Source organism: Cellulosimicrobium sp. E-16, from assembly GCF_049913115.1.
Taxonomy (GTDB): Bacteria; Actinomycetota; Actinomycetes; order Actinomycetales; family Cellulomonadaceae; genus Cellulosimicrobium.
The window spans coordinates 90,762-115,357 of sequence record NZ_CP183974.1 but is presented as its reverse complement, the minus strand read 5'-3'; the positions used below and the strand labels follow the sequence as shown (position 1 = coordinate 115,357).

The 24,596-nt window shown below is 74.1% G+C and carries 21 protein-coding genes, 1 pseudogene and 1 riboswitch; of the genes and pseudogenes, 11 read left to right on the top strand and 11 right to left on the bottom strand.

From position 1 onward, the window contains the following. Nucleotides 1-9 precede the first annotated feature (9 nt). From zapE to ACN9MS_RS00515, 4 genes and pseudogenes are all read left to right on the top strand, one after another. Nucleotides 10-1,245 carry a cell division protein ZapE gene (gene zapE / locus ACN9MS_RS00530; RefSeq protein ID WP_426310238.1) on the top strand — a complete coding sequence of 412 codons (1,236 nt, stop codon included), beginning with the start codon at nucleotides 10-12 and terminating at the stop codon, nucleotides 1,243-1,245. A 90-nt stretch (nucleotides 1,246-1,335) separates the two neighbouring features. Next, a complete protein-coding gene (gene clpX / locus ACN9MS_RS00525) occupies nucleotides 1,336-2,685 on the top strand; it encodes an ATP-dependent Clp protease ATP-binding subunit ClpX (RefSeq protein ID WP_426310237.1) in 1,350 nt (449 codons plus the stop codon). A gap of 110 nt (nucleotides 2,686-2,795) precedes the next feature. After that, nucleotides 2,796-2,876 (top strand): annotated as a pseudogene (locus ACN9MS_RS00520) (hypothetical protein); the annotation flags it as partial. Nucleotides 2,877-2,990: 114 nt separating this feature from the next. After that, nucleotides 2,991-3,797, top strand: coding sequence for a hypothetical protein (locus tag ACN9MS_RS00515; protein ID WP_426311789.1), 807 nt, complete (start codon nucleotides 2,991-2,993; stop codon nucleotides 3,795-3,797). Between the two features lie 42 nt (nucleotides 3,798-3,839). Here ACN9MS_RS00515 and ACN9MS_RS00510 read toward each other — a convergent pair whose 3' ends face one another. From ACN9MS_RS00510 to ACN9MS_RS00500, 3 genes are all read right to left on the bottom strand, one after another. Continuing rightward, on the bottom strand, nucleotides 3,840-4,493 hold the full coding sequence (locus ACN9MS_RS00510) for a hypothetical protein (protein WP_426310236.1): 654 nt from the start codon (nucleotides 4,491-4,493) through the stop codon (nucleotides 3,840-3,842). Further along, nucleotides 4,490-5,797: an amidohydrolase gene (locus tag ACN9MS_RS00505; protein ID WP_426310235.1), complete on the bottom strand. Its 1,308-nt coding sequence runs from the start codon at nucleotides 5,795-5,797 to the stop codon at nucleotides 4,490-4,492. The genes ACN9MS_RS00510 and ACN9MS_RS00505 overlap by 4 nt, the downstream gene beginning before the upstream one ends. Before the next feature lie 97 nt (nucleotides 5,798-5,894). Beyond that, complete coding sequence (locus ACN9MS_RS00500; protein ID WP_426310234.1) at nucleotides 5,895-6,317, bottom strand: VOC family protein; 423 nt, start codon at nucleotides 6,315-6,317, stop codon at nucleotides 5,895-5,897. A 117-nt stretch (nucleotides 6,318-6,434) separates the two neighbouring features. Between ACN9MS_RS00500 and ACN9MS_RS00495 the strand changes: the two genes are divergently transcribed. From ACN9MS_RS00495 to ACN9MS_RS00485, 3 genes are read left to right on the top strand one after another with little or no spacing between them, the layout of a single operon-like run. After that, complete coding sequence (locus ACN9MS_RS00495; RefSeq protein WP_426310233.1) at nucleotides 6,435-6,827, top strand: hypothetical protein; 393 nt, start codon at nucleotides 6,435-6,437, stop codon at nucleotides 6,825-6,827. Between the two features lie 20 nt (nucleotides 6,828-6,847). Further along, nucleotides 6,848-7,717, top strand: coding sequence for an NAD-dependent epimerase/dehydratase family protein (locus tag ACN9MS_RS00490; RefSeq protein WP_426310232.1), 870 nt, complete (start codon nucleotides 6,848-6,850; stop codon nucleotides 7,715-7,717). Then, a complete protein-coding gene (locus tag ACN9MS_RS00485) occupies nucleotides 7,714-9,012 on the top strand; it encodes an enolase C-terminal domain-like protein (protein ID WP_426310231.1) in 1,299 nt (432 codons plus the stop codon). The genes ACN9MS_RS00490 and ACN9MS_RS00485 overlap by 4 nt, the downstream gene beginning before the upstream one ends. Before the next feature lie 7 nt (nucleotides 9,013-9,019). Here ACN9MS_RS00485 and ACN9MS_RS00480 read toward each other — a convergent pair whose 3' ends face one another. The 3 genes from ACN9MS_RS00480 to ACN9MS_RS00470 all read right to left on the bottom strand — a co-directional run bounded on the left by ACN9MS_RS00480 (nucleotide 9,020) and on the right by ACN9MS_RS00470 (nucleotide 11,623). Continuing rightward, a complete protein-coding gene (locus ACN9MS_RS00480; protein ID WP_426310230.1) occupies nucleotides 9,020-10,876 on the bottom strand; it encodes a lipase family protein in 1,857 nt (618 codons plus the stop codon). Nucleotides 10,877-10,946: 70 nt separating this feature from the next. Next, nucleotides 10,947-11,357 (bottom strand): type II toxin-antitoxin system VapC family toxin, encoded by a 411-nt coding sequence (locus ACN9MS_RS00475; protein ID WP_426310229.1) that lies wholly within the window; start codon nucleotides 11,355-11,357, stop codon nucleotides 10,947-10,949. After that, the gene (locus tag ACN9MS_RS00470) at nucleotides 11,354-11,623 is read right to left on the bottom strand and encodes a type II toxin-antitoxin system VapB family antitoxin (RefSeq protein ID WP_378215585.1); all 270 of its coding nucleotides are present in this window, start codon (nucleotides 11,621-11,623) and stop codon (nucleotides 11,354-11,356) included. The genes ACN9MS_RS00475 and ACN9MS_RS00470 overlap by 4 nt, the downstream gene beginning before the upstream one ends. Before the next feature lie 286 nt (nucleotides 11,624-11,909). Between ACN9MS_RS00470 and ACN9MS_RS00465 the strand changes: the two genes are divergently transcribed. Both ACN9MS_RS00465 and ACN9MS_RS00460 read left to right on the top strand, forming a co-directional pair. Further along, nucleotides 11,910-14,000: a glycosyl hydrolase family 28-related protein gene (locus ACN9MS_RS00465; RefSeq protein ID WP_426310228.1), complete on the top strand. Its 2,091-nt coding sequence runs from the start codon at nucleotides 11,910-11,912 to the stop codon at nucleotides 13,998-14,000. A gap of 98 nt (nucleotides 14,001-14,098) precedes the next feature. Then, a complete protein-coding gene (locus ACN9MS_RS00460) occupies nucleotides 14,099-14,683 on the top strand; it encodes an AAA family ATPase (RefSeq protein ID WP_426310227.1) in 585 nt (194 codons plus the stop codon). A 43-nt stretch (nucleotides 14,684-14,726) separates the two neighbouring features. Here the strand turns inward: ACN9MS_RS00460 and ACN9MS_RS00455 are convergent, their stop codons facing one another. From ACN9MS_RS00455 to gcvP, 5 genes are all read right to left on the bottom strand, one after another. Next, nucleotides 14,727-15,155 carry a (deoxy)nucleoside triphosphate pyrophosphohydrolase gene (locus tag ACN9MS_RS00455; protein ID WP_426310226.1) on the bottom strand — a complete coding sequence of 143 codons (429 nt, stop codon included), beginning with the start codon at nucleotides 15,153-15,155 and terminating at the stop codon, nucleotides 14,727-14,729. 81 nt (nucleotides 15,156-15,236) lie between these two features. Continuing rightward, nucleotides 15,237-15,491 carry a helix-turn-helix domain-containing protein gene (locus tag ACN9MS_RS00450; RefSeq protein ID WP_082140876.1) on the bottom strand — a complete coding sequence of 85 codons (255 nt, stop codon included), beginning with the start codon at nucleotides 15,489-15,491 and terminating at the stop codon, nucleotides 15,237-15,239. Between the two features lie 287 nt (nucleotides 15,492-15,778). Beyond that, the gene (gene gcvH / locus ACN9MS_RS00445) at nucleotides 15,779-16,156 is read right to left on the bottom strand and encodes a glycine cleavage system protein GcvH (RefSeq protein WP_426310225.1); all 378 of its coding nucleotides are present in this window, start codon (nucleotides 16,154-16,156) and stop codon (nucleotides 15,779-15,781) included. 37 nt (nucleotides 16,157-16,193) lie between these two features. Beyond that, nucleotides 16,194-17,426: a glycine cleavage system aminomethyltransferase GcvT gene (gcvT, locus tag ACN9MS_RS00440; protein ID WP_426310224.1), complete on the bottom strand. Its 1,233-nt coding sequence runs from the start codon at nucleotides 17,424-17,426 to the stop codon at nucleotides 16,194-16,196. Further along, entirely contained in the window at nucleotides 17,423-20,410 is a 2,988-nt protein-coding gene (gcvP, locus tag ACN9MS_RS00435; protein ID WP_426310223.1) for an aminomethyl-transferring glycine dehydrogenase, read from the bottom strand. Before gcvP ends, gcvT begins: the two co-directional genes overlap by 4 nt. Nucleotides 20,411-20,541: 131 nt before the next feature. After that, a riboswitch (glycine riboswitch) is annotated at nucleotides 20,542-20,649 on the bottom strand. Between the two features lie 167 nt (nucleotides 20,650-20,816). On the opposite strand from gcvP, the gene ACN9MS_RS00430 reads away from it, so the two are divergent. Both ACN9MS_RS00430 and ACN9MS_RS00425 read left to right on the top strand, forming a co-directional pair. Then, on the top strand, nucleotides 20,817-22,760 hold the full coding sequence (locus tag ACN9MS_RS00430; RefSeq protein ID WP_426310222.1) for an ABC transporter ATP-binding protein: 1,944 nt from the start codon (nucleotides 20,817-20,819) through the stop codon (nucleotides 22,758-22,760). Continuing rightward, entirely contained in the window at nucleotides 22,757-24,574 is a 1,818-nt protein-coding gene (locus tag ACN9MS_RS00425; RefSeq protein ID WP_426310221.1) for an ABC transporter ATP-binding protein, read from the top strand. Before ACN9MS_RS00430 ends, ACN9MS_RS00425 begins: the two co-directional genes overlap by 4 nt. The last annotated feature ends 22 nt before the right edge of the window (nucleotides 24,575-24,596 follow it).

Below are 24,596 nucleotides of genomic sequence, written 5' to 3'. Positions count from 1 at the left end.
GCTGACCCGGTGACCAACCGCCGCCTCGACCGCGTCCGACGCGCGGTCGAGGCGGCGGCCGCGCGTGAGGGGTTCGCGCTCGACGCGGACCAGTCCGCGCTCCTCGACCGGCTCGCCCGGCTCGGCGACGAGCTCGCCGGGACCCGACGGCGCCCCGTCCGCGGGCTGTACGTGTGGGGGCCCGCGGGGCGCGGGAAGTCGTGGCTCGCGGGGGCGTTCTTCGCCGCCATGGCGGCCGGGCTCCCCGCCGGCGCGACCAGGCGGGTCCACGTGTACGACCTGTTCCGCGCGCTGCACGCGGCGATCCACGCCCGGCGGGTGAGCGCCCTCGCCGGGCCGCGCTCCGCCGTCGGGCAGGGTGGCCCGACGCGCGGGTGGCGCACCCGGCCGACCGCGCCGGTCGCGGAGCCGGGACCGCCCGGGCCGCCGGAGGAGTCACCGGAGCCACTCCCCGGCGCCGTCGACGCCGCGATCGACGACCTCCTGCGCGGGACGAGGCTGCTCTACCTCGACGAGCTCCACCTGCACGACACCGGCGACGCGACCCTGCTCACCCGGCTCCTGCGCCGGGCGTTCGCGTCGGGCGTCGTCGTGCTCGCGACGTCGAACGACGAGCCGGGCACGCTGCTGCCGAACCCGCTGTGGCACCACGTCGCCGAGCCCGGGATCGCGCTGCTGCGGGCGCACCTCGACGTGGTCGAGCTCGCCGGCCCGACCGACTACCGGACGTTGGGGGGTCGCGGACGCGGAGGGTTCGCCGCGGGCGCGTGGCTCCGCCCCGGCACGACGGCGCAGCTCGCCGCTCGCGGGCTCGTCGCCCCCGCCCGGGGGTCCCGGGCGGTCGTCCGCACCGGGACGCGGTCGTTCGAGGTGACCGCCGCACGGGTCGACGGCGAGAACCGCGATGGCGGCTCCGAGCTGTGGGTGACGTTCGACGACCTGGCGGGCCGTCCGACGTCGACCCTCGAGTACCTCGACTGGGCCGCGCGCTTCCGCCGCTGGGTCGTGACCGACGTCCCGCTCCTCACCGACGTGGACCGCGAGGCGCAGCAGCGGTTCATCGCGGTCGTGGACGTGCTCGTGGACGCCGACGTCGAGCTCCTCGTCACGTCGCACCACGCCCTCGACGCCTTCCGCACGACGATGCCGGACCGGCCCGACGCCTTCCGGACCGCCAGCCGGCTCCAGCTCCTGGCCGAGGCCGTGCACGGTCCTCGCCCGTCCGCGGGCACCCCGCGCGGCTGAACCCCGGCACGCCCGGAGCCGGGAGAGCGGCCCGGCGTGTCGTGGGCGGCAGCTACGATCGGCCGCAACCGACTGGACTGGAGGCACCCGGTGGCACGCACCGACGGCACCGACGACACGCGCGGGCAGCGCGGTCCGCGCGCGGCGGACGCCCTCACGTGCTCGTTCTGCGGCAAGTCCCAGCGCCAGGTGAAGAGGCTCATCGCCGGGCCCGCGGGCGTCTTCATCTGCGACGAGTGCGTGGCGCTGTGCCTCGAGATGGTCGAGGAGGACCGCGAGGCCGAGAGCGCGTCGCAGGACGTCGTGACCGGTGACGGGCCCCTCCCGACGCCGCACGAGATCTTCGCGCACCTCAGCCGCTACGTGGTGGGGCAGGACGGCGCCAAGCGGGCCCTGGCCGTCGCGGTGCACAACCACTACAAGCGCGTCCGCGCCGCCGCTGCCGCCGAGGAGGCCGGTGACGCCCCCGCGACCGACGACCCGGACTACGTGGAGCTGGCGAAGTCGAACATTCTTCTGATCGGTCCGACGGGGACGGGTAAGACGTATCTGGCGCAGACGTTGGCGCGGATGTTGAACGTGCCGTTCGCGATCGCGGACGCGACGGCGCTCACCGAGGCGGGGTATGTCGGTGAGGACGTGGAGAACATCCTGTTGAAGCTGGTGCAGGCGGCGGACTTCGACGTGAAGAAGGCTGAGACGGGGATCATCTATATCGACGAGATCGACAAGGTGGCTCGCAAGGCGGAGAACCCGTCGATCACGCGTGACGTGTCGGGTGAGGGTGTGCAGCAGGCGTTGTTGAAGATCATCGAGGGCACGAGCGCGTCGGTGCCGCCGCAGGGTGGTCGGAAGCATCCGCATCAGGAGTTCATCCAGGTGGACACGTCGAACGTGTTGTTCATCGTGGCGGGGGCTTTTGCGGGGTTGGACGACATCGTGGCGGCGCGGGCGCGCAAGCGGGGTGTGGGTTTTGGTGCGCCGATCGAGACGGGTGCGGGGGAGGATCTGTTCGCGCAGGTGCGTCCGGAGGATCTGCACCGGTTCGGGTTGATCCCGGAGTTCATCGGGCGGTTGCCGGTGATCGCGTCGGTGTCGGCGTTGGACTCTGAGGCGTTGGTGCGGATCTTGACGCAGCCGAGGAATGCGTTGGTGAAGCAGTATCAGCGGATGTTCGCGATCGACGGGGTGGAGCTGGAGTTCACCTCCGGTGCGGTGGAGGCGGTCGCGGAGCAGGCGTTGTTGCGTGGGACGGGGGCGCGGGGGTTGCGGGCGATCATGGAGGAGGTGTTGCAGCAGGTGATGTTCGACGTGCCGTCGCGGGATGACGTGGAGCGGGTCGTGATCACGCGTGAGGTCGTGCTGGACAACGTGAACCCCACGATCGTGCCGCGCACCTCCACGGCGCGCAGCCGTACCCCGCGCGAGAAGTCCGCCTGACCCGCAACCCGCCGAGGGAGAACCGTGGTCCGCCGGGCCCGCCCGGCCCCGAAGGGGTGAATAGTGCGCCTCGACGCGACGGAACCTGACGAGGTGCCGATCATCGAAGGATGAGCACACCTGGGGGGACCCCGGCGCCGGGGTGGTACGACGACGGGACGGGCACCGGCACGAACCGATACTGGGACGGCTCGGCCTGGACCGAGCAGACCGCCTCCGCAGCCGGTTCGCCGCCGGGCGGGACCGGTGGTGCGACGGCGCCCGGAGGCACCGGCGGGACGGCGCCCTTTTCCGCTCCCCCACAGGTGGCGGTGGAGCCCCCCGCGACGAAACCGCACCCGCTGGGCTGGGTCGCCCTCGCCGTCGCCGTGGTCGGCTTCGTGTTCGCGTGCATCCCCGGCGCGCTCATCGTCGGGTGGGTGCTGCTTCCCATCGCGTTCGTCCTCGCGATCGTCGGCTTCTTCCTGCGGGGGAAGAAGTGGCCGGTCATCACGGCGCTCGTGCTCTCCGTCGTCGGGACGGTCGTGGGGTTCGTCGTGTTCCTCACGGTCGTGAGCGACTCCGTCGACGAGGCGTTCGGCGACTCCGACGTCACGGTCTCCCCTCCCGACTCCGAGGAGCCGGCCGCGGACGGCGAGAGCACCGAGTCCGCCGAGGCGCCCGAACCCGAGCAGGAGGAGGCCGCCGACGACGCCGGGAGCCGCGAGAACCCGGTCCCGCTGGGCACGGTCGTGAGCGGCGACGACTTCGACGTCACGATCAACTCGGTCCAGCTCGACGCGACCGACGCCGTGATGGCCGCCAACCAGTTCAACGAGGCGCCGCCGGAGGGATCCACCTACGCCCTGGTCAACGCGACCATCACGTACACCGGCGAGGAGTCGGGGTTCGCGCTGGAGGTCACCATCGACTACGTCACCAGCACGGGCGAGGTCCTCGCCTCGTACGACTCGTTCGCCGTCCCGCCGGAGCCTGAGCTCGGTCTCGACGAGCTGTACAACGGTGGCACGACGACCGGCAACGTCGTCATCGCCGTCCCCGCGGGCGACGCCGGTCTGATCCGCGTGACGCCAGGACTGTTCGCCGACGAGGTGTTCGTCGCGACCCAGTAGTCGCTCCGCGCAACCACGGTTCTACCTCGCGCGACCACGGGTCTACCTCGGCAGCGCCGGGGGCCGGTAGGCCGGGCCGGCGAAGTGGCGCAGGGCGGCGTCGAGGTCGCGTGCGACGGGCACGTCGAGGTCGGCCGTGAACGGGACGGTCGACAGCAGGCGCTCGTGCGTGAACGGCTCGGGCAGCACGAGGCGTGCGAGGGGCGACGGGTCGTCGGCGGCGTCAGAGCCGTCGCGCGGGCGCCACAGGAGCGAGACGGTGACGGAGCTCGCCGGGCCCTTCGGCATGAGGTGCGTGCTCGCGGGCCGGACGGCGGTGACGTGGACTGCCACGGCGTCCAGGTCGGCCCAGTCGAGCCGCAGCGTTCCGGCGCCGAGCACCAGACCCTCGGGGCCGATCGTCACGGAGTGCCGGGGTGCCCGGACGTAGGCCAGCACGGTGGCGCCGCCGAGCCCCCCGAGGAAGGCGATGACGAGCGTGAGGAGCACGACCGCGACCGGGACCGGAACCTGCACCGACTCCGGGTAGAGCACGACCTGGCGCACGACGAGGACCGCCGCGGCGATCAGCGCGAGCCCGACGACGAGGAGGAACGGCCGCCGCTGGGCGAGGGGCAGGATCAAGGGGCGGTCGCCGTCGGGCACCCAGGATCCCTGCTCGGGCGCACCGTCCGGGACCGGCCCGACCGCGCTCACGCGCGGACGTCGCGGTCGTCGCCCGCCAGCCACTCGCGCGCCGCGGCGGCGAGCAGCGCGACCCCCAGGTCGAGCGTCGGCTCGGGGACGGGGGCGAAGAACGGGGAGTGGTTCGGCGCGACGCCGTCGGGCAGGTTGCCCATGCCCGTCGCGGTCGCGAGGTCGAACGCGGCGAAGAGCGCCGGGTCGAACCCGCCGAGGTTCCAGTAGACGAGCGGGACGTCCGCCGCGGTGGCGAGGTCGCCGACGTCCTCGGAGCCCGGCAGCGGGGGCAGCGCGACGACGGCGGGCCGGCCGCCGGCGGCCTCGATGCGCTCGCGCTGCCCGTCGAGCGTGCGCGCGAGGACGACCCGCGTCCGCTCGGCGGCGACGGGGTCGTTCACCATGAGGTCGAACGTCGAGACCTCCTCGAACTCGGGCGCCGCGGGCGCGCCGGAGGCCGCGGCCTCGGCGTCGACGATGCGGTGGATCGCGGCGAGCACGCGGCGGCGGACGTCCGGCGTGAACGACCGCACGTTGACCAGGAGCTCGGCGGAGCCGGGGATGATGTTCGCCTGGGTGCCCGCGCGCAGAGCCCCGACGGTGACGACGGCGGACTCCCCCGCCCCCACCTCCCGGGACACGACCCCCTGGAGCCGCATGACGGTCGCGGCCGCCATGATGACGGGGTCGACCGTCGACTCCGGGCTCGACCCGTGCCCGCCCTTGCCGTGCAGGGTGACGCGGAACGAGTCGGTGGCGGCCATCGCGGGCCCGGCCGTGAGGTTGACGACGCCGACCGGGAGCGGCATGACGTGCTGGCCCAGGACCACGTCGGGCCGCCCGCCGGTGCGGTCGAACAGTCCGTCGGCGACCATCGCGCGCGCTCCCCCGCCCACCTCCTCGGCGGGCTGGAACACGACGACGAGGGTGCCGCTCCAGGTGTCGCGATGGGCGGCGAGCTCCGCGGCGGCGCCGAGCAGGCACGTGACGTGCACGTCGTGCCCGCACGCGTGCATCGTCCCGGACTCGTGCCCGTCGGGAGTGGTCGCGGTGTCCGTGGACGCGTACGGCAGTCCGGTGCGCTCGGTGACGGGAAGGCCGTCCATGTCCGCGCGGAGCAGGACGCGCGGGCCGGCGCCGTTCGCGAGGGCGCCCGCGACGCCCGTCCCGCCCAGACCCTCGTGGACCTCGTAGCCCCACCCGCGCAGCCGCTCCGCGACGATGCCGGCGGTGCGGTGCTCGGCGAACGCGAGCTCGGGGTGCCGGTGGAGGTCGGTGTAGACGTCGGTGAGCTCGGCGGTCGTGAGCGGGGTCGCGGTCATGCACGCATGATCGCGCGGCCGGTCGCCGGGGGCGAACTCGGGCCCGTGGTCGCACGACGCCACGGAAGTCCCGGGTCACGCCCCAAGAGGGGCGCCGTCAGCCGACGAAGACGCAGAAGGGGTGGCCTGCCGGGTCGGCGTAGACGCGCAGCGGCTCCTCCGGGTCGTCCGACCGGTCGTGGAGCAGGCGCGCACCGAGCGCGAGGGCACGCTCGTGCTGCCGGTCGAGCTCCGCGACGTCCGGCACGGTGCAGTCGAGGTGGAGCTGCTGCGGCACGCCGTCGTCCGGCCACGTCGACGGCGGGAGCGTGCCGACCTGCTGGAACGCGAGCTGGACCCCGCCCGGCGCGGCACGCAGCACGAGCCAGTCCGCACCCGCCAGGTCCTGGTCGCCCGCCGGTGGCGGCTCGTCGCCCGCGCGGTACTCGAGCCCGAACAGCGCGCGGTAGAACTCCGCGAGCGCACGAGCGTCGGTCGTGTCGAGCACGACCTGGGCGATCCGGGGGAACACCTCGGCCACGGCGACCACCTCCGCTCGCCACCGTCGCGCGGCGCGCGGACGCTCGCAAGCAGGTCGGCACCGGGCGCGGGAGGATGGGTGGGTGCGCAGGCCGACGACCACACCGCAGGAGGCGACGTGACGAACCAGGACGCGCGGCTCGCGCGGCACGTCGCCGAGGCGGCGGACGCGTGGCTCCGCGACCCGCTCGACGCGGGCGTGTACCGACGCCTCGTCGACGCGACGCTCGCGTGGCGTGCGGGCGGCGGCCGCGTGGTGCCGGGCGCGACGGCGACGCCCGCGCCGGTCCCGGCCGACGCACCGCGAGCCTCGACCGGCGCCGGCGCGCCGCCCCGCGAGGCCGACGACCAGGACGACGACTCCCGCTACCTCCGCCCCGAGCGTGCGCCGCGCGCGGTGGGCAGCACGCTCGCGGACGTCGCGAGCATGCTGCGCGCGCGAGCGACCGCGACCGTCTCGGAGAGCAAGACCTCGACAGAAGACCCGCAAGAACGCGACGAGCACGTCTGACCGGGGCATAGGGTGGGGGCATGACGCGCGTCCTCGTCACCGGCGCCGACGGCGGCATCGGCCGCGCGACGGTGCGCCACCTCCTGGACCGGGGGTACGACGTCACGGCGCTGTCCACCGCGTTCGAGCACCCGTCCCCCGCCGACCGGCTCGTTGTCGGCGACGCACGCTCCCCCGAGGACGTGAGCCGCGGGCTCGAGGACGCGGACGCCGTCGTGCACCTCGCGGCGATCCCGCACCCGAACCTGGGCACCCCGCTCGAGGTGTACGCGACCAACACGACCGCGACCTGGGCCGTGCTCTCGCTCGCGGGCGAGCGGGGCGTGCGGCGCGCGGTGATCGCGAGCAGCATCAACGCGTTCGGCGTGCCCATGAACCCGCACGACGTCCGTCCCGCCTACTACCCGCTCGACGAGGACGTGCCCGCCGACGTCGCCGACGCCTACTCGCTCTCGAAGCAGGCGGACGAGGCCGCGGCCCGGGCCGCGTGGCGGCGCTGGGGTCTCGACGTCGTCGCGCTGCGCTTCCCGCACGTGCGCGACGCCGCCGGCCTCCGGGAGACCGCGGTCGCCGTCGCGCGCGACCCGCGCGTCATGGCGCGCGAGGGCTGGGCCTACCTGGACCTGCGCGACGCGGCCGGGGCGATCGAGGCCGGGCTGACGGCGCGCTTCACGGGCGCGCACGTCGTCGGGCTCGCCGCCGACGACACGCTCCTGGACGCCCCGACCCCGGAGCTCCTCGCCCGGTACGCGCCCGAGATCCCCCTCACCCGCGCCATCGGACCGCACGACGGCCTCGTCGACACGCGCCGCGCGCGCGAGCTGCTCGGCTTCCGCCCACGGCACTCGATCCACCGCCCCGACGCCCGACCCACCCCGGAGACCCCGTGACCGACGTCCCGCCCGCCCCGCTGCCCACCGTCGACCCCGTGGACCCGGCGTTCGCGAACCCGTGGCCCGCGCGCGACGGCACGCGCATCACCGGCGTGCGCGCGATCGTCACCGCGCCGGACGGCATCCCGCTCGTCGTCGTGCGCGTCGACACGAACGTGCCCGGCCTCTACGGGCTCGGGTGCGCGACGTACACGCAGCGGTGGCACGCCGTGGCCGCGTATGTCGAGCAGCACCTCGAGCGGATCGTCGTCGGCCGCTACCCCGGCGACATCGGCGACCTCGTGCGCCTCGCGCGACTGGCGCCCTACTGGCGCGAGGGGCCCGTGGGGAACAACGCGATCTCCGGCCTCGACATGGCGCTGTGGGATATCGCCGGCAAGCGCGCGGGCATGCCGGTGCACGAGCTGCTCGGCGGCAAGGTGCGCGATGCCGCCGACACCTACCTCCACGCGAGCGGACGGACCGTCGAGGAGACGATCGACGACGCCGCCCGCATCGTCGAGGCCGGGTGGCGGCACGTGCGGATCCAGACCGGCCAGCCGGGCATCGGCCACTACGGCACGGCCCAGGACCCCGAGCCGGGGTACCCCGCCGCGCCCAACCCCCGCGGCTGGAGCGTCGAGGAGTACCTGCGCCGCACGCCGCGGCTCTTCGCCGCCGCGCGCGAGGCGCTGGGCGAGCAGGTCGAGCTGCTGCACGACGTCCACTCGCGCCTCACGCCCAAGCAGGCCGTGATGCTGGCCCGGGCGCTCGAGCCGTACCGTCCGTTCTTCCTCGAGGACGTCCTCGCGCCCGAGCACTGGGACCGCCTGCCCGAGGTGCGCGCCGCCTCGCCGGTGCCCCTCGCGGTGGGGGAGCTCGCGACGTCGTTCACCGACGCCGCGCGGCTCGTCCTCGGTGGCGGCGTCGACCTGATCCGGTGCCACATCAGCGCGATCGGCGGGCTCAGCGCGGGCCGGTCGCTCGCGACGGCGGCCGAGCTGGTCGGGGTGCGCACGGCCTGGCACGCCCCGGGCGACACGTCACCGGTGGGAGCCGCGGCCAACGTCGCGCTCGACGTCACCTCGACCGCGTTCGGCATCCAGGAGGGACACGTGTACTCCGACGCCGTGCACGAGGTCTTCCCCGGCACGCTGCGGATCGTCGACGGCTGGCTGCGCCCGCACGACGCGCCGGGCTTCGGCGTCGACCTCGACGAGCGCGCCGCGGCGCGCTACCCGGCTGACCTCGCGGGCCACGACGCGTGGGCCGCAGGGGTCCGCGCGCCCGACGGCGGCCTGGTCGCCCCCTGAGGGCGGGTCACCCGGCGGCGCACGTGGGGGTCGGCGCCTCGCCCGCCAGGCGCGCCTCGGTCCACCGCACGAGGTCCGGGGCGAGCGGGGAGTCGGCCTGCACGAGCCCGACGTGGTCCCGCTCCTGGTACGTGCGGTAGTCGACCGGCTGCCCGGCGGCGCACCGCGCGCCGACGTACGCCTCCTGCGCCGTGGGGAGGATCAGCGTGTCGGAGGCCCCCTGCGCGACGAGCAGCGGCGCGGCGACCGGACCCGTCGGCACGTTCTCGGCCAGGCGCTCGCCCAGCGGGCCGGTCGTCGGGTCGGTCGTCCACAGCGGCTGGTCCATCGACAGGGCCTCGGCGACCGAGACGAGCGCACCGGGCTCCGACAGGCAGCGCGACGCCATCTCCCGCACGACGAACCGCGCACCGGGCCGGACGTACCCCGCCGCGTCGCTGTCCGGGTAGATCGCGTCGTACGCCTCGACGACGAACGACGCGAAGATGCTGCCGCCCGCGACGTTCTCCAGGTGGGACACGAGGCCGGTGAGGTCGCTCCCCCTCGCGAGCGCGGCGACGCCCGCGAGGGGGACGTCGGGCGCGTACTCCGGGGCGACGGCCCCGGTCCACAGGGCGGCGTGGCCGCCCTGCGAGTGACCCCAGACGACGGTCTGCTCGCCGAGCGTCGCCCCGTCCAGCTCGCGCGCGGCTCGCACGGCGTCGAGGACGGACCGCGCCTCGCCCTGGCCGACGAGGTACGGGTGCGGGCCGTCGGTCCCCAGGCCCACGTAGTCCGTGGCGACGAGCGCCCAGCCGTGCGCGAGGACGTCGTCGAGCAGGAAGAACGCGCCGGACTCGAACGGCTCGGCGAGGACCGACGGCGCGCAGCCGCGCGCGGAGCCCGTCGTGCCGTGGGCCCACGCGATCACGGGCGGAGCAGCGTCGTCCCGGAGGGCGTCCGGCAAGACGACGATCCCGCTCGCCACCGCGGGCTCGCCCTCGTCGCGGGTGGTCGTGTAGAGGATGCGCCACGCCGTCGCGCCGTCGGGGATCTCGCGGGTGAACAGCTCGGCGCGCAGGAGCCGGCCGGGCTCGCCCGGGACCGACGCGGGCGGGTCGTAGAACGCGTCGACCTGCGGCGCCGCACGATGCAGCCCGACGCTCACGACCGCGAGCGCCCCGGCCGCGACGACCGCGAGGACCGCGCCGACGAGCGCGACCCGGCCGTGGCGTCGAGGCCCGGACGGGTCGGGTGCTGCGGGCGCACCGCCCGCGCCGACGGACAGGGCGCGCGCCGACCCCGACCGCGCGCGGGCACGCCGGACCCCGGCAACGACAAGTCGGACACCGAGGATCACGACGCGGACGCCGAAGACCACCGCGACGACGAGCACCGTGACGTCCGGCCACACGAGGGCCAGCACGCCCAGCACCACCGAGGCCACGCCGAGCGCGAGGCGCGTCCAGCGGTCGGCACCGGACGACCGCACCCCCTCGACCCCGTCGAGGACGCCCGCGACGACGAGCCCGACGCCGACGAGGACCGCGACGACGACGATCGACGGCGCAGGCCACACGACGACCGCGACCGCGAGCGCCAGGAACACCAGGCCGCGCGCGACGTGCGGCCAGCGCGGGGCGCGCGGCGCGCCGCGGCCGTCGCCCCGGTCGGGCGACCGGCCGCCGACGAGCTCCGTGACGCCGAGGACGACGGCTCCGACGACGACCGCGACCACCAGCAGCGCGAGCGACGCGAAGGGGCGCAGGACGAGGACCGCGCCGACGACCGTGCACACGACGCCGAGCGTGACGGAGAGCCACGGCGGGATCCTCTCCCCCGCGGCGGCGGCGGACGCACGCATCCTGGCTCCGAGGCGGCTCACGCGGCGAACGTATCGGGCGCGGTGCCGGTCCGCGCGTCGACCGAGGTCGAATGCGGCGCGCGAGCCCGGCTCAGGCCGGCGGTGCGGCCTCGTGCGCGGGGCGCAGGTCGGTGCGCGAGAAGTCGTCGCCCACGAAGAGGAGCCGGTCGCGCGTCGCGGCGGCCAGCGCGTACGCGAAGCAGTCGCCGAGGTTCAGCCGCGCGGGGTGGCCGCTCCCCCGCCCGAACTCGCGGTACGCCTCGCGGGCGATCTCGGCGTGCTCGGCCGTGAACGGCTCGACCTCGATCCCGTACAGCTCGAGGAGGGCGTCGAGCCGGCGGCGTTGCGCCGGGGACGACCGGTTGTCCAGGACTGCGTAGAGCTCGACGAGGGACGGTGCGGCCATGCGCGGACGGCTGGCCGCGAGCAGGATCTCGGAGAGCGTGTCGGCACCCGGCTCGCCCAGGACGACCGCGACGATCGCCGAGGTGTCCACGATCACCGAGGGAGACCGCTCTCGTCGTAGAGCGACGCCTCGGCGGCACGCACGCTCTCGACGTCGAGGTCGACGCGGATCTCGTCGAGGAGCCGGGCGATCTCGGCGCGTCGGGCGGCGACGGCCTCGTCGCCCCTCGACCGGGACTCGAGCACCTCGTCGAGACGGTGCTGGACCGCCTCCTCGATCGCGCTCGTCTGCGACTGGCCCGTCGTCTCCGCGAGCCGGCGCACCAGCGCGTGCGTGCGCTCGTTCTTGATGTTGAGGCTCATGGGCACCTTTCTACCGCGGCAGCACCGTTCGTCTACCCAGGGTAGATGCACCCGCGCGCCGATGGGCGTGGCGCGCGCCGCCTGAGCGACGACCGGGTCCCAGCACGCAAGAACTCAACTAACGATCGCAATATCATTACAGAGCCTTGCGCTCGCATCGACGGCGTTCTAGTGTTCGGCACGAACGACCCTGCGCGGAGGTGCGACCGCGCAGCGGGCCGGAGGGTCAGCACGCCCTCCGGTGAGCACGGAGGCGGACCGCCTCCCGAGAGAAGACGGGTCAACGATGATTCGCAGCACGAACCACCTCGGGGCGCGGCGACGCGCCCGGGTCGCGGCCGCCGCGGCCGTCGCCCTCACGCTCGTGGCGGGCACCGCGTCGACGGCCCTCGCGCACGGCAAGCCCCAGCCGCCGGCCCCGGCCGTGGTGACACGGGCAGCCGTCGACCCCGCGCTCGTCGAGGGCCGCGGCGCCGCCGTCCCGTTCCTCGAGCAGGAGGCGGAGAACGCCGTGACGACGGGGACCGTGATCGGGCCCGGCCGTGACGCCTACACGATCGAGGCCGAGGCGTCGGGTCGCTCGGCCGTCCGTCTCGCGGCGGGGCAGAACGTGGAGTTCACGCTCCCCGCGGACGCGAACGCGATCACGGTCCGGTACTCGATCCCCGACTCCCCCACGGGCGGCGGGATCACGTCGCCGCTCGACGTATCGGTCCTGCGCCAGGGCAAGAAGGTCGGCCTGGACCGGCGCATAACGCTCACGTCGGCGTACTCCTACCTGTACAACCAGTACCCGTTCACCAACGACCCGGCGGCGGGCCTCCTCCAGCCCGGCTGGTGGGTCACCGAGTGCGCGTGCGTCCCCGCGGAGACGACGCCGACGCCGACGTTCGAGAAGCCGTTCCGCCCCATGAAGTTCTACGACGAGCAACGGCTGCTGCTCGGCCAGACGTACAAGAAGGGCGACGTCGTCCGCCTCACGGTCCCGGCGCGCGGAGCCGCCGAGTGGACCGTGATCGACCTCCTCGACTCCGAGAAGGTCGCGCCGCCGAAGGTGCGCCTGCTCGCCGCGAACGCGGTGCTCTTCGGGGCCGACCCCACCGGCCGGCGCGACTCCGCCGACGCGCTCGACAAGGCGATCGCGTTCGCCAAGAAGCACCGGCTCGAGGTGTACGTCCCGCCGGGCGTCTACCAGGTGAACCGGCACGTCCTCGTCGACGGCGTGACGATCCAGGGCGCCGGGAGCTGGTACACCGTCTTCCGGGGCAAGGAGGTCGCGCTCGACACGCCCGCCCCCGACGGGTCCGTGCACACCGGGGTCGGGTTCTACGGGCGGTACGCCGACGAGGGCGGCAGCTCGAACGTGCACCTGCGCGACTTCGCGATCGTCGGGGACGTGCGCGAGCGCGTCGACACCGACCAGGTCAACGGCATCGGCGGCGCGCTCAGCAACTCGTCGATCTCCGGCCTGCACCTCCAGCACACCAAGGTCGGCCTGTGGTTCGACGGGCCGATGGACAACCTGCGCGTGGAGAACACCGTGATCGTCGACCAGATCGCCGACGCGCTGAACTTCCACGGGGGCGTGACGAACTCGGTCGTGCGGAACGTCTTCGTCCGGAACACCGGCGACGACGGCCTCGCCATGTGGTCCGAGAAGCTGGCGAACACCGGCAACGTGTTCGAGAACAACACGATCCAGTCCAACACCCTCGCCAACGGCATCGCGATCTACGGCGGCACGGACAACACCGTCCGCGCGAACCTCGTCGCCGACCCCGTGCGCGAGGGCAGCGGGCTGCACGTCGGGTCGCGGTTCGGGGCGGAGCCGTTCGCGGGCTACCTCCACCTCACCGACAACACGGCGGTCCGGGCGGGCACGTACGAGCTCAACTGGAACATCGGTCTCGGCGCGATCTGGTTCTACGCGCTCGACCGCGACATCGACGCCGACGTCCGCGTCACCGGCGACCACTACCTCGACAGCACGTACAACGCGATCATGCTGGTCTCCGACTGGGGCGTGAAGGACCAGGTCGCGATCGAGGGCGTCGCCTTCCAGGACGTGCGGGTCGACGGCACCGGGACGTCGGTCGTGAGCGCGCGCGTGCGCGGCGGGGCGTCGTTCGAGAACGTCGACGCACGCAACGTCGGCTGGGCGGGCGTCAACAACTGCGGCGCCTTCAACTTCCCGGACGGCGGCACCGAGTTCACGCTCACCGACCTCGGCGGCAACGACGGCACGTCGCTCAGCCCGTGGGAGCCGGGCACCGTGAACTGGCTCGGCCGGTTCGTGCCCAGCGCGCCGAGCTGCAACGACCGCCCGCCGGTCGTCGCTCCCCCGGCCCCGTCTCCCTGGGTCCAGCCGGTCGGCTGACCCCACCCCGCTGAGTGCATGAAATAGTCGCGGTCGGATCGATTCGGCCGCGACTATTTCATGCACTCACGCGGTGGGCGGGCCGGTAGGGTCCCCCGGTGATCCTCGGACCGGACGACGACGTCGTCGCGCGCCTCGGGCAGGTGCCGCGGCGGATCGCGGTGGCCGGGGTGTCCGGCGCCGGGAAGACGACGCTCGCGGGCCGGCTCGGCGAGCGGCTCGGGATCCCGTTCACCGAGCTCGACGCGCTCCACCACGGGCCCGCGTGGACGCCACGGCCCGCGTTCCTCGACGACGTGCGCGCGCTCGCCGCGCAGGACGCGTTCGTCACGGAGTGGCAGTACGCGGCCGCTCGGCCGCTCCTCCTCGCGCGGGCGGAGGTCGTCGTCTGGCTCGACCTGCCCACGCGCGTCACGATGCGGCAGGTCGTCGCGCGGACGCTGCGCCGGTCGGTCCGACGCGAGGTGCTGTGGAACGGGAACGTCGAGCCACCCCTGTGGCGCACCTGGTACCAGGCACCCGAGGAGAACATCGTCCGCTGGGCCTGGACGACGCGCCACAAGTACCGCGACCTGCCGGAAGAGGTCGCGCGGGACGCCCCGGACGTGCTCGTCGTCCGGCTGCGGTCGCGGCGCGAGGTCGAGCGCTGGCTCGCCGCTCTCCCCGTCGTCGACGGCGCCTGACGACACCTCACGACGCCGGCACGGGGTACCGGTCAGACCGCTGTCAGACCGCCTCGGCCGCCACCTGGCGCGCGAGCTCCTCGACGATCCGGACGTCGGCGTCGAGCCACGGCACGGTCAGCCAGCCCCCGGCCTCGAGCCAGGTCAGCGCGTCGTGCTCCACGAGCGGCTGCGGGTCCCCGGCGGTGATCCGGGCGAACCACAGGCGCATGACGTGGCGGTCCGTGATGATCCACGTCCCGTGGTCGGGACCCACGAGCTCGTCGCCGAGCTCGACCTCGACGCCCAGCTCCTCACGCAGCTCGCGGTGCAGCGCCTCGGTCGGGGTCTCCCCGGGGTCGACCTTGCCCCCGGGGAACTCCCAGCGACCTGCGAGATGGAGCGGTCGGGACCGGCGCGCGCTGAGCAGGAGCCGCGGAGCGACGAGATCGTCGACGATCGCCGCGGCCACCACCAGTCTGCGCAGAGTCATACGCGGAGTGTCGCACGACGGTGTGTCGTGCGGGTGACGCGGTCACGCCGACGGCCCGGCGGGGCCGCCGGGCCGTCGGTGTCAGCGCAGGCCGGCCGCGCGCGCCCAGGCCACGGCCTCGGCACGGGTCGAGACCCCGAGCTTGCGGTAGAGGCTGCGGACCTGGGACTTGACCGTGTTGCGCGTGACGAAGAGCTTGGTGGCGATCTGCTCGAGCGTGACGTCCTCAGACAGGTTCGACAGGACGACCCGCTCGCGGCGGGTCAGCGGGGCGATCGGCGTGGCGATCAGCTCCGACGGGGCCGCCATGGGGCGGACCAGCTCGATGGTGCTCATGTTCTCCTCCAGATGCTCTCCGGTCACGTCATCCCCACGTGGCGAGTTCCGGTGTGTTGCTACAAGAAGAGATGGACCAACGTCCCGTTCATGACGCGAGTTTTCACCCCGAGATCTGACCGAACGTCAGAAGCCGGTCGGGCGAGTCTCGCGTGGGCAGGTCTTCGCAGGTCAGAGGGCTTTTCCGGACAGACGGAACCGGCGCCGGACAGCGCCGTGGAGGGGCTCCACGCGCCGTCTGACGCCGGTTCGGTGGTGTGATCTACGTCACACTCTGGTGGATCGGGTCAGCTCCCGACGTGCGCCGCGTACTGGTCCGGGGTCAGCAGGTCGCCCGTCTCCACGACGTCGACCTTGAACAGCCAGCCGCCGGTGTACGGGTCGGAGTTGACGACCGCCGGGTCGTCGATCGCGGCCTGGTTCACCTCGACGACGGTGCCCGTGACGGGCGAGAAGAGCTCCGACACGGACTTGGTGGACTCCACCTCGCCGATGACGCTGCCCGCGGTCACCTCGGATCCCACCTCCGGCAGCTCCAGGTAGACGATGTCGCCGAGCGCCTCGGCGGCCGTCGCCGTGATGCCGACGACGGCCGGGGCCGAGCCGTCGATCCACTCGTGCTCCGCCGTGTACTGCAGGTGGGCCGGGAACTGGGCCTCGGTCATGGGTTTCTCCTTCGAGCTCTTCGGGGTGACGGCAAGGTCAGGACTGCTGGGGACGACGGTAGAACGGGAGCGGCACGACCACCACGGGCTCTGCGCGGCCTCGCACGTCGACCGCGAGCCCGGTGCCCTCCGCCGAGAGCTCGGGCGTCACGTACGCGAGCGCGATCGGGTGGCCCAGCGTCGGCGAGGGCGCCCCCGAGGTCACGGTGCCGACCCGGCGCGCGGACTCCCCCACCGCTCCCCCGGGCTCGGCGTCGGTGAGCACGACGGCGTAGCCCGCCCGGGCGGGACGGCGCCCCAGGCCCTTCAGGCCGACGAGCACGCGCGCGGGCGCGGACGCCCGGCGCGCCGCGAGCGCGGCCCGACCGACGAACTCGAGCGGCGTGCCGTCCTCGGCGACCTTGTCGAGCTTCACCACGCGACCGAGTCCCGCCTCGTACGGCGTGGTCGTCGTGTCGAGCTCGTGCCCGTACAGCGGCATGCCCGCCTCCAGGCGCAGCGAGTCGCGCGCGGACAGGCCTGCCGGCACGAGGCCCAGCGGCGCACCGGCCGCGAGCACCGTGCGCCACAGGTCCGCGGCACGCTCCGCGGGCACGAACAGCTCGAAGCCGTCCTCCCCCGTGTACCCGGTGCGCGCGACGAGCGCGTCGACCTGTCCGGCGTCGGTCCGCAGCGCCAGGGGCACGGCGGCGTAGTACTTGAGGTCGCGCACAGCCTGCGCCGCGGTGGGGTCGGCGGCGTCCGTCAAGCCCGCGACGATCTCCTCCGCGCGGGGGCCCTGCACCGCGACGAGGGCCGTGTCCGCACCCTGGTCCGTGACGGTGGCGTCGAACCCCGCGGCGCGGGCCACGAGCTCGCGAGCGACGAGGTCCGCGTTCCCTGCGTTCGCGACGACGAGGAATCGCTCGTCACCCAGCCGGTACACGACGAGGTCGTCGAGGACCGCCCCGTCCTCCTGGCAGATCATCGTGTAGCGCGCCCGCCCCGGCGCGACCGCCGAGAGGTTGCCGACGAGCGCGTGGTCCAGCGCGGCCGCCGCCTGCGGACCGGCGACCTCGATCTCGCCCATGTGCGAGAGGTCGAACAGGCCCGCGGCCTCCCGGACCGCGCGGTGCTCCGCGAGGTCGGACGTGTAGCGCAGCGGCATGAGCCAGCCGCCGAAGCTCGTGAGGTTCGCGCCCAGCGCGACGTGCTCGTCGTGCAGCGGGCTGTGCCTGTCCGTCGGCCTGCCGGTCGGCTGGTCGATCGGGTCGGTCGGCTGGTCGGTCATGCGAGGTCTCCCGTCACGTAGGACTCCACAGGCGGGCACGAGCACACCAGGTTGCGGTCGCCCCGCGCACCGTCGATGCGGCGCACCGGCGGCCAGTACTTCCCGGCGCGCAGGCTCGCGACCGGGTACGCCGCGAGCTCGCGCGAGTACGGCTTGTCCCACGTCTCCGCGACGAGCGCAGCTGCCGTGTGCGGGGCGCCGCGCAGCGGCGACTCCTCCACGCTCCAGCGGCCCGAGGAGACGGCGTCGATCTCGCCGCGGATCGCGACGAGGGCGTCGACGAACCGGTCGAGCTCGGCCAGGTCCTCGCTCTCGGTCGGCTCGACCATGAGCGTGCCGGCGACCGGGAACGACAGCGTCGGCGCGTGGAACCCGTAGTCCATGAGTCGCTTCGCGACGTCCTCCGCCGTCACGCCGGTCTCCGCCGTGATCGGGCGCAGGTCGAGGATGCACTCGTGCGCGACGAGCCCGTTCGGCCCGGTGTAGAGCACCGGGTAGTGGTCGGCGAGGCGGCTCGCGACGTAGTTCGCGGTGAGGACCGCGGTCTTCGTGGCCTCGGTGAGCCCGTCGGGACCCATGAGCGCGACGTACGCGTACGAGATCGGCAGGATCCCGGCCGACCCGTACCGCGTCGCCGAGACGGGGGTCGCGGCGGACGCGTCCGGAGCGAGCGGGTCGCCGGGGAGGAACGGGACGAGGTGCTCGGCGACGGCGACCGGGCCGACCCCGGGCCCTCCCCCGCCGTGCGGGATGCAGAACGTCTTGTGGAGGTTCAGGTGCGAGACGTCGCCCCCGAACTCGCCCGGCCGCGCGAGACCGACGAGCGCGTTGAGGTTGGCGCCGTCGATGTACACCTGACCACCAGCCTGGTGTACTAGATCACAGACCTCGCGCACGTGCTCCTCGTAGACGCCGTGCGTCGACGGGTAGGTGATCATGATCGCGGCGACCCGCGGGCCGTGGTCGGCCAGCTTGGCGCGCAGGTCGTCGAGGTCCACCTCGCCGCTCTCGGCCGTCCGCACCACGTCGACCTTCAGGCCGGCGAGGGCCGCCGACGCCGCGTTCGTCCCGTGCGCCGACGCCGGGATGAGGCACACGTCGCGCTCGGTGTCGCCGCGCGACACGTGGTAGTCGCGGATCGCGAGCAGGCCCGCGAACTCGCCCTGCGACCCCGCGTTCGGCTGCACCGAGACCCCCGCGTAGCCCGTGATCTCCGCGAGCGCGGACTCCAGGCCGCCGATGAGCTCCGCGTAGCCGAGCGCCTGATCAGCGGGCACGAACGGGTGGAGGTCCGCGAGCTCCGGCCAGGAGATCGCCTCCATCTCCGCCGTCGCGTTGAGCTTCATCGTGCACGAGCCCAGCGGGATCATCGTGCGGTCCAGCGCGAGGTCCTTGTCCGAGAGCCGGCGCAGGTAGCGCAGCATCGAGGTCTCGGAGCGGTGCAGGTGGAAGATCGGGTGCTGCAGGTAGGTCGTCTCCCGTCGGAGCTCGGCCGGCAGAGCGACCGGGGTCCCGGCGGTGGGGGCGGCCCCGTCGGGGATACCGAAGGCCTTCAGCACCGCGGCGAGGGTCCCGGGAGTGGTGGTCTCGTCGCAGGCGATCTGTACATGATCCGAGTCAGGGTTGTACAGGTTCACGCCTGCGGCCGCAGCTTCTGCCACGACGGCGTCCGCCCGGCCGGGGACGACGGTGCGGACGGTGTCGAAGAAGGCGTCGTGCTCGACGGTCACGCCGCCCGCTCGCAGCGCGTCGGCGAGGGCCGTGGCGTGCGCGTGGGTACGTTCGGCGATCGCGCGGAGGCCGTCGGGGCCGTGGTAGATGGCGTACATCGACGCCACGATGGCGAGGAGCGCCTGCGCGGTGCAGATGTTGCTCGTGGCCTTCTCGCGGCGGATGTGCTGCTCGCGCGTCTGGAGCGCCAGCCGGTAGGCGGTGTCGCCGTCGGCGTCGATCGAGACGCCCACGAGGCGGCCGGGGAGCGAGCGCTCCAGACCCTTGCGCACCGCCATGAACGCGGCGTGCGGGCCGCCGTAGAACAGCGGGACGCCGAACCGCTGGGCCGAGCCCACGGCCACGTCGGCGCCGAGCTCGCCGGGGGAGACCAGCAGCGTCAGGGCCAGCAGGTCGCTCGCGACCGTCACCAGCGCACCCGCGGCCTTGGCCTCCGCGACCACGGGGCGCCAGTCCACGACGCGTCCCGACGCCCCGGACTGCTGGACGACGACGCCCACGAGCTGCGCGTCGTCGTCCACCCCGGCGGGGAAGGCCCCCGCGGCCCGGGCTGCGGCGAGGCCGGCGTCCAGGCCGCCCGACAGGTCCGCCACCACCACGGGCAGTCCGACGGCGTGCGCGCGACCCAGCGTCACCGCGAGGGTCTGCGGGAAGAGGTCGGCGTCGAGGGCCAAGTAGCCGCTCTTCGCGCGCGACGCGCGCCACATGAGCGCGACCGCCTCGGCCACCGCGGTGGCCTCGTCGAGGAGCGACGCGTTCGCGACGTCGAGGCCCGTGAGGTCCTCGACGACCTGCTGGAAGTTGAGGAGCGCCTCGAGGCGGCCCTGCGAGATCTCCGGCTGGTACGGCGTGTACGCGGTGTACCAGGCGGGGGACTCGAGGACGTTGCGGCGGATCACCGGGGGAGTGACGGTGCCGTAGTAGCCGAGCCCGATCATCTGCGTCTTGACGACGTTCTTGCCGGCGAGCGCGCGCAGGTGGTCCAGCACCTCGGTCTCGGTGCGCGCCGCGGGCAGGTCGAGCGGGCGCTCGGTGCGGATCGACGCCGGGACGGCTGCGTCGACGAGCGCGTCGAGCGAGGCGTAGCCGAGCTGGTCGAGCATCACGCCGACCTCGCGCCCGCGCGGGCCGAGGTGGCGCGGCGCGAACGCGCCGGTCGCGGCGTTGTGCCGTGAGCTGGGGTCGAAGGACGGCTGGGTCACGAGGGACTCCCGGTGGAGGGGACGACGGCGGGTCCCTCCCCGCTCTGTCATCGGACGCACGCGTCGACCTGAGAGTTTTGCCGGTCCGCCGTGCCACGAGGGCCGGGGCGCGCCGACTTGCACCGTCGGTGGGCCGAGGCCGCCGGAGGTCCGACGAGCGCACGGCCGCTTTCCAGAGTTGCCTCACCTCGACGGTACGGGGGCCTGAGAGATTCCCGGGGAGGGTTTGCTCCTTCGGCGCCGGCGCCGGTCCGCTGAGACCAGGCGCCGAGCTCTCCCGTCGTGGTTCGGGCGGCAGTACTGCAGTTGTGCCTCGATCCTACCGGTCGAGGCGCGGCGCGCGCCGCCGCGCCCCTCCCGCCGTCGCCTCACCTGGGAGGTAATAACTACGGACCCCGAACGATCCACGCTAGCGTCACGGCGGACGAAGCGACGACGCGACGTGGGTGGGGGAGACATGACGACCGAAGGTGCGGCCTCGCAGCCGCCGCTGGGGGAGCGGGTCCGACGCTGGACGACCATGTGGGGGCTGCTGCGGCACGCGGGCGTCCCCCTCGTGGCGGTGGGCCTCGCGCTGAGCGTCCTCCTCGCCCTCCTGCCGCTCGTGTCGATCGTCGCCCTGGGCCGCGTGCTCTTCCTCCTCCCGAGCATGACCGACGGCGCGGCGAGCGCCGGGTGGGGCGACCTGCTCGCGGTGCTCGGCGTCGCGGTCGGGGCGCTCGCCGTGCAGCAGCTCCTCGCGCCGTTCCAGACCGGCATCGTCGAGACGGTCGGGCGGCGGGTCGACCAGCGCTGCATCGACCGGCTCCTCGGCGCGGCCCTGTCCGACGCCCCGCTCGCGCTCCTGGACGACTCCGAGGTGCTGGACGTCGTCGCCGACGCCCGCGCGGCGTTCGCGCGGCAGAGCATGAGCCCCGGCGACGCGGCCGGGGCGCTCGTCCCGCTCGTCGGCCGCTACGTGCAGCTCGTCGGCGCGGCCGCGCTCGTCGCGGTCGTCGTCTCGCCCCTCGCGGGTGCCGTGATCCTCGCGACGGCGCTCGCCATGCGCGCGGGGGTGCGGGGCACGTTCAGCAAGCTCACCCCGATATGGAAGACCCTCCACCCCCAGCGGCGCCGGATGTACTACCTGCGGGAGCTCGCGACCACGCCCGGGATCACCAAGGAGGTGCGCATCCTCGGCGTCCTCGGGTGGCTGCGCGAGCGCCTGCGCCGGGAGACGATGGCCTACCTCGAGCCGCAGTGGGCGGTCAACCGTCGGCTCCAGCTCTGGCCGTTCGTGGGGTTCTCGGCGATCGGCCTGGTCGGCGGCACGATCGTGCTGGTCCTGGTCGCCCTCGACGACACGCTCGACCTCTTCGCGCTCGGCGTCGCGATCCAGGCGGTGCTCATCCCCCTGCGGTTCGGGGTGTACTTCCCCGAGTGCGACGTCCGCACGCAGTTCGGCCTGCTGTCGTTCGACGCCCTGGAGCGGTTCGAGCAGCGCCTGCGGTCCGCCACGGCCGAGGCCGCCGGAGCGGACGACGCCGGGCCGGTCCCGCGCGGCGTGATCCGCTTCGAGGACGTGTGGTTCCGCTACGCCGACGGCGGTGCGTGGGTCCTGCAGGGGCTCGACCTCACGCTCGTCCCGGGGACGTCGACGGCGATCGTCGGGCTCAACGGCGCGGGAAAGACGACGACGATCAAGCTCCTCGCGCGCCTGTACGAGCCGACGCGGGGGCGCATCACCGTCGACGGCGTCGACGTGCGCGAGCTCCCCCTCGAGGCGTGGCGGCGCCGCCTCGCCCTGATCTTCCAGGACTACGTGCGCCTCGAGCTCTCCGTCGCGGACAACGTCGCGCTCGGCGCGCCCGAGCTGCGCGACGACGCCGAGCGCCTGCGCGAGGCGGTCGCCGCCGCGGGTGCGGACGGCGTCGTGGAGGGCCTCGCCGACGGGCTCGACACCGTGCTCTCGGGCGGGTACGCGGGCGGTCGCGACCTGTCGGGCGGGCAGTGGCAGCGCGTCGCGCTCGCACGCGCCCTGCTCGCGGTCTCGGGCGGCGCGGACGTCCTCGTCCTCGACGAGCCGACGGCGCAGCTGGACGTCCGCGCCGAGGCCGAGTTCTTCGAGCGCTTCCTCGCCCACGGCGCGGTCGCGGCGGTGGCGCGCGAGCGTGCGGTGACGTCCGTCGTCATCTCGCACCGGTTCTCGACCGTCCGCCCGGCCGACCAGATCGTCGTCCTCGCGGAGGGCCGCGTCGTCGAGCAGGGCACCCACGACGAGCTCCTCGCCGCCGAGGGCCGCTATGCCGAGCTCTTCGTCCTCCAGGCCCGCCGGTTCCGCAGCGACTCGCCCGACGACCCGGGCCCCGACCCCGACGCGACCAGTCCCGCGACGGCCCTGACCTCCGGAGGTGCCCGATGAGGCGCGTCGCGCTCGCCGCCCGGTTCATGCTCGCCCACGGCTGGCGGACGGACCGGCGCCGCCTCCTGGTCGCGGTCGTGCTGCTCACGATCGGGTTCCTCGCCGGTCCCCTGGTCGGTGTCGGGCTGGGGCTCTTCACCGACGCGCTGGTCGACCAGGACGTCGCGCGCGCCGTCGGGCTCGCGTGCGCGGTCGCGGCCCTCGTCATCGCCGAGCTCATGCTGGGCCACTTCGCTCACCTGTCGTACTTCGAGGTCGCGGACCTCCAGCAGCTCCACCTGATGGACGAGGTCGCCCAGCTCACGCACGGCTCGGCGGACCTCGCCGCGCTCGACGACCCGGACCGCGTCCGCCTCCTCACCGCGGTGACGGAGGGCCTGCAACGGGTCCGGCTGGCCCTCGAGGGCACGCTCCAGCTCGGCGGCATGGTGCTCCAGGTCCTGGTCACCACGGTCATCCTCGGTCTCGTCGAGCCGTGGCTGCTCCTGCTGCCCCTCGCGGCACTCCCGCCCGTCTGGCTCGCCGACCGCGCGCAGCGGGTGCTCGACGCGGCGCGCGACGTCACCGCCGACGACGTGCGCCTCTCCCGGCACCTCGTCACCGCCGGGACGACGGGTTCGTCGGCCAAGGAGATCCGGCTCTTCGGCGCGCGCCACCTCGTCGCGGACCGGCAGCGCGCGGCGTGGGACCGTACGACGGCGGTCCTGTGGAGCGCGCACCGGCGCTCCGCGCTGCTGCGCGCGGCGGGCCAGGTGTGGTTCGCGCTCGCCTACGGGGCCGCGGTCCTCCTCGTGATCCGCAGCGCCGCGTCCGGCACGGCGGCCATCGGCCAGGTCGTCCTCGTCGTCACGCTCGCCATCCAGGTCAGCACCCAGGTCGCGGGCGCGCTGTCGCTGTTCGGCAACCTCCAGGACGCCGGGCGTACGGTCGAGAAGCTCCTCGAGCTGCGCGGGACCTCGACGACGCCGGGCCGGGTCGGCGCCGCGGGCCCGGCGCCCGCCGAGGTCACGCCGTTTGTCATGACGCTTCCCGCGCGCCTCGCGCACGGCCTGCGCGTCGAGAACCTCACCTTCGCCTATCCCGGTGCGGACCGTCCCGTCCTCGACGGTGTCAGCCTCGACCTGCCCGCGGGCGCGACGGTCGCGCTCGTGGGGGAGAACGGCGCGGGGAAGTCCACCCTGGTCAAGCTCCTGTGCGGGCTGTACCGGCCGACGTCGGGCCGCATCCTCGCGGACGGCGTCGACCTCTCCGGGGTGGCGCCCGGCGCGTGGCGGTCACGCGTCGCGACGCTGTTCCAGGACTTCGCGCGCCTCGAGCTCTCGCTGCGCGAGGACGTCGGGATCGGGCGCGTGGACGCGCTCCACGACGACGACGTCCTGTGGGCCGCGCTCGACGAGGCCCGCGCCCGCCCGATCGTCGAGCGCTCGTCCGACGGACTGGACCAGGTCCTCGGCACGGGCTACGCCGACGGCGCCCAGCTCTCGGGCGGGCAGTGGCAGACGCTCGGGCTGGCCCGCACGCTCCTGCGCCCCGACCCGCTCCTGCTCGCGCTCGACGAGCCCGCGTCCGCGCTCGACGCGACCGCCGAGCACGCGCTGTTCGAGCGGTTCACCGAGACGGCACGGCGGACCGGCACGACGTCCGGCGGCGTCACGCTGTTCGTCTCGCACCGCTTCTCGACCGTGCGCGACGCCGACCTCATCGTCGTGCTCGACGGCGGCCGCGTCGCCGAGCTCGGCACCCACGACGAGCTCGCCGCCGCGGGCGGGGCCTACGCCGAGATGTACGCGCTCCAGGCCCGCGCCTACCGGTGACGGCCGTCTGACAGGGTGGAGC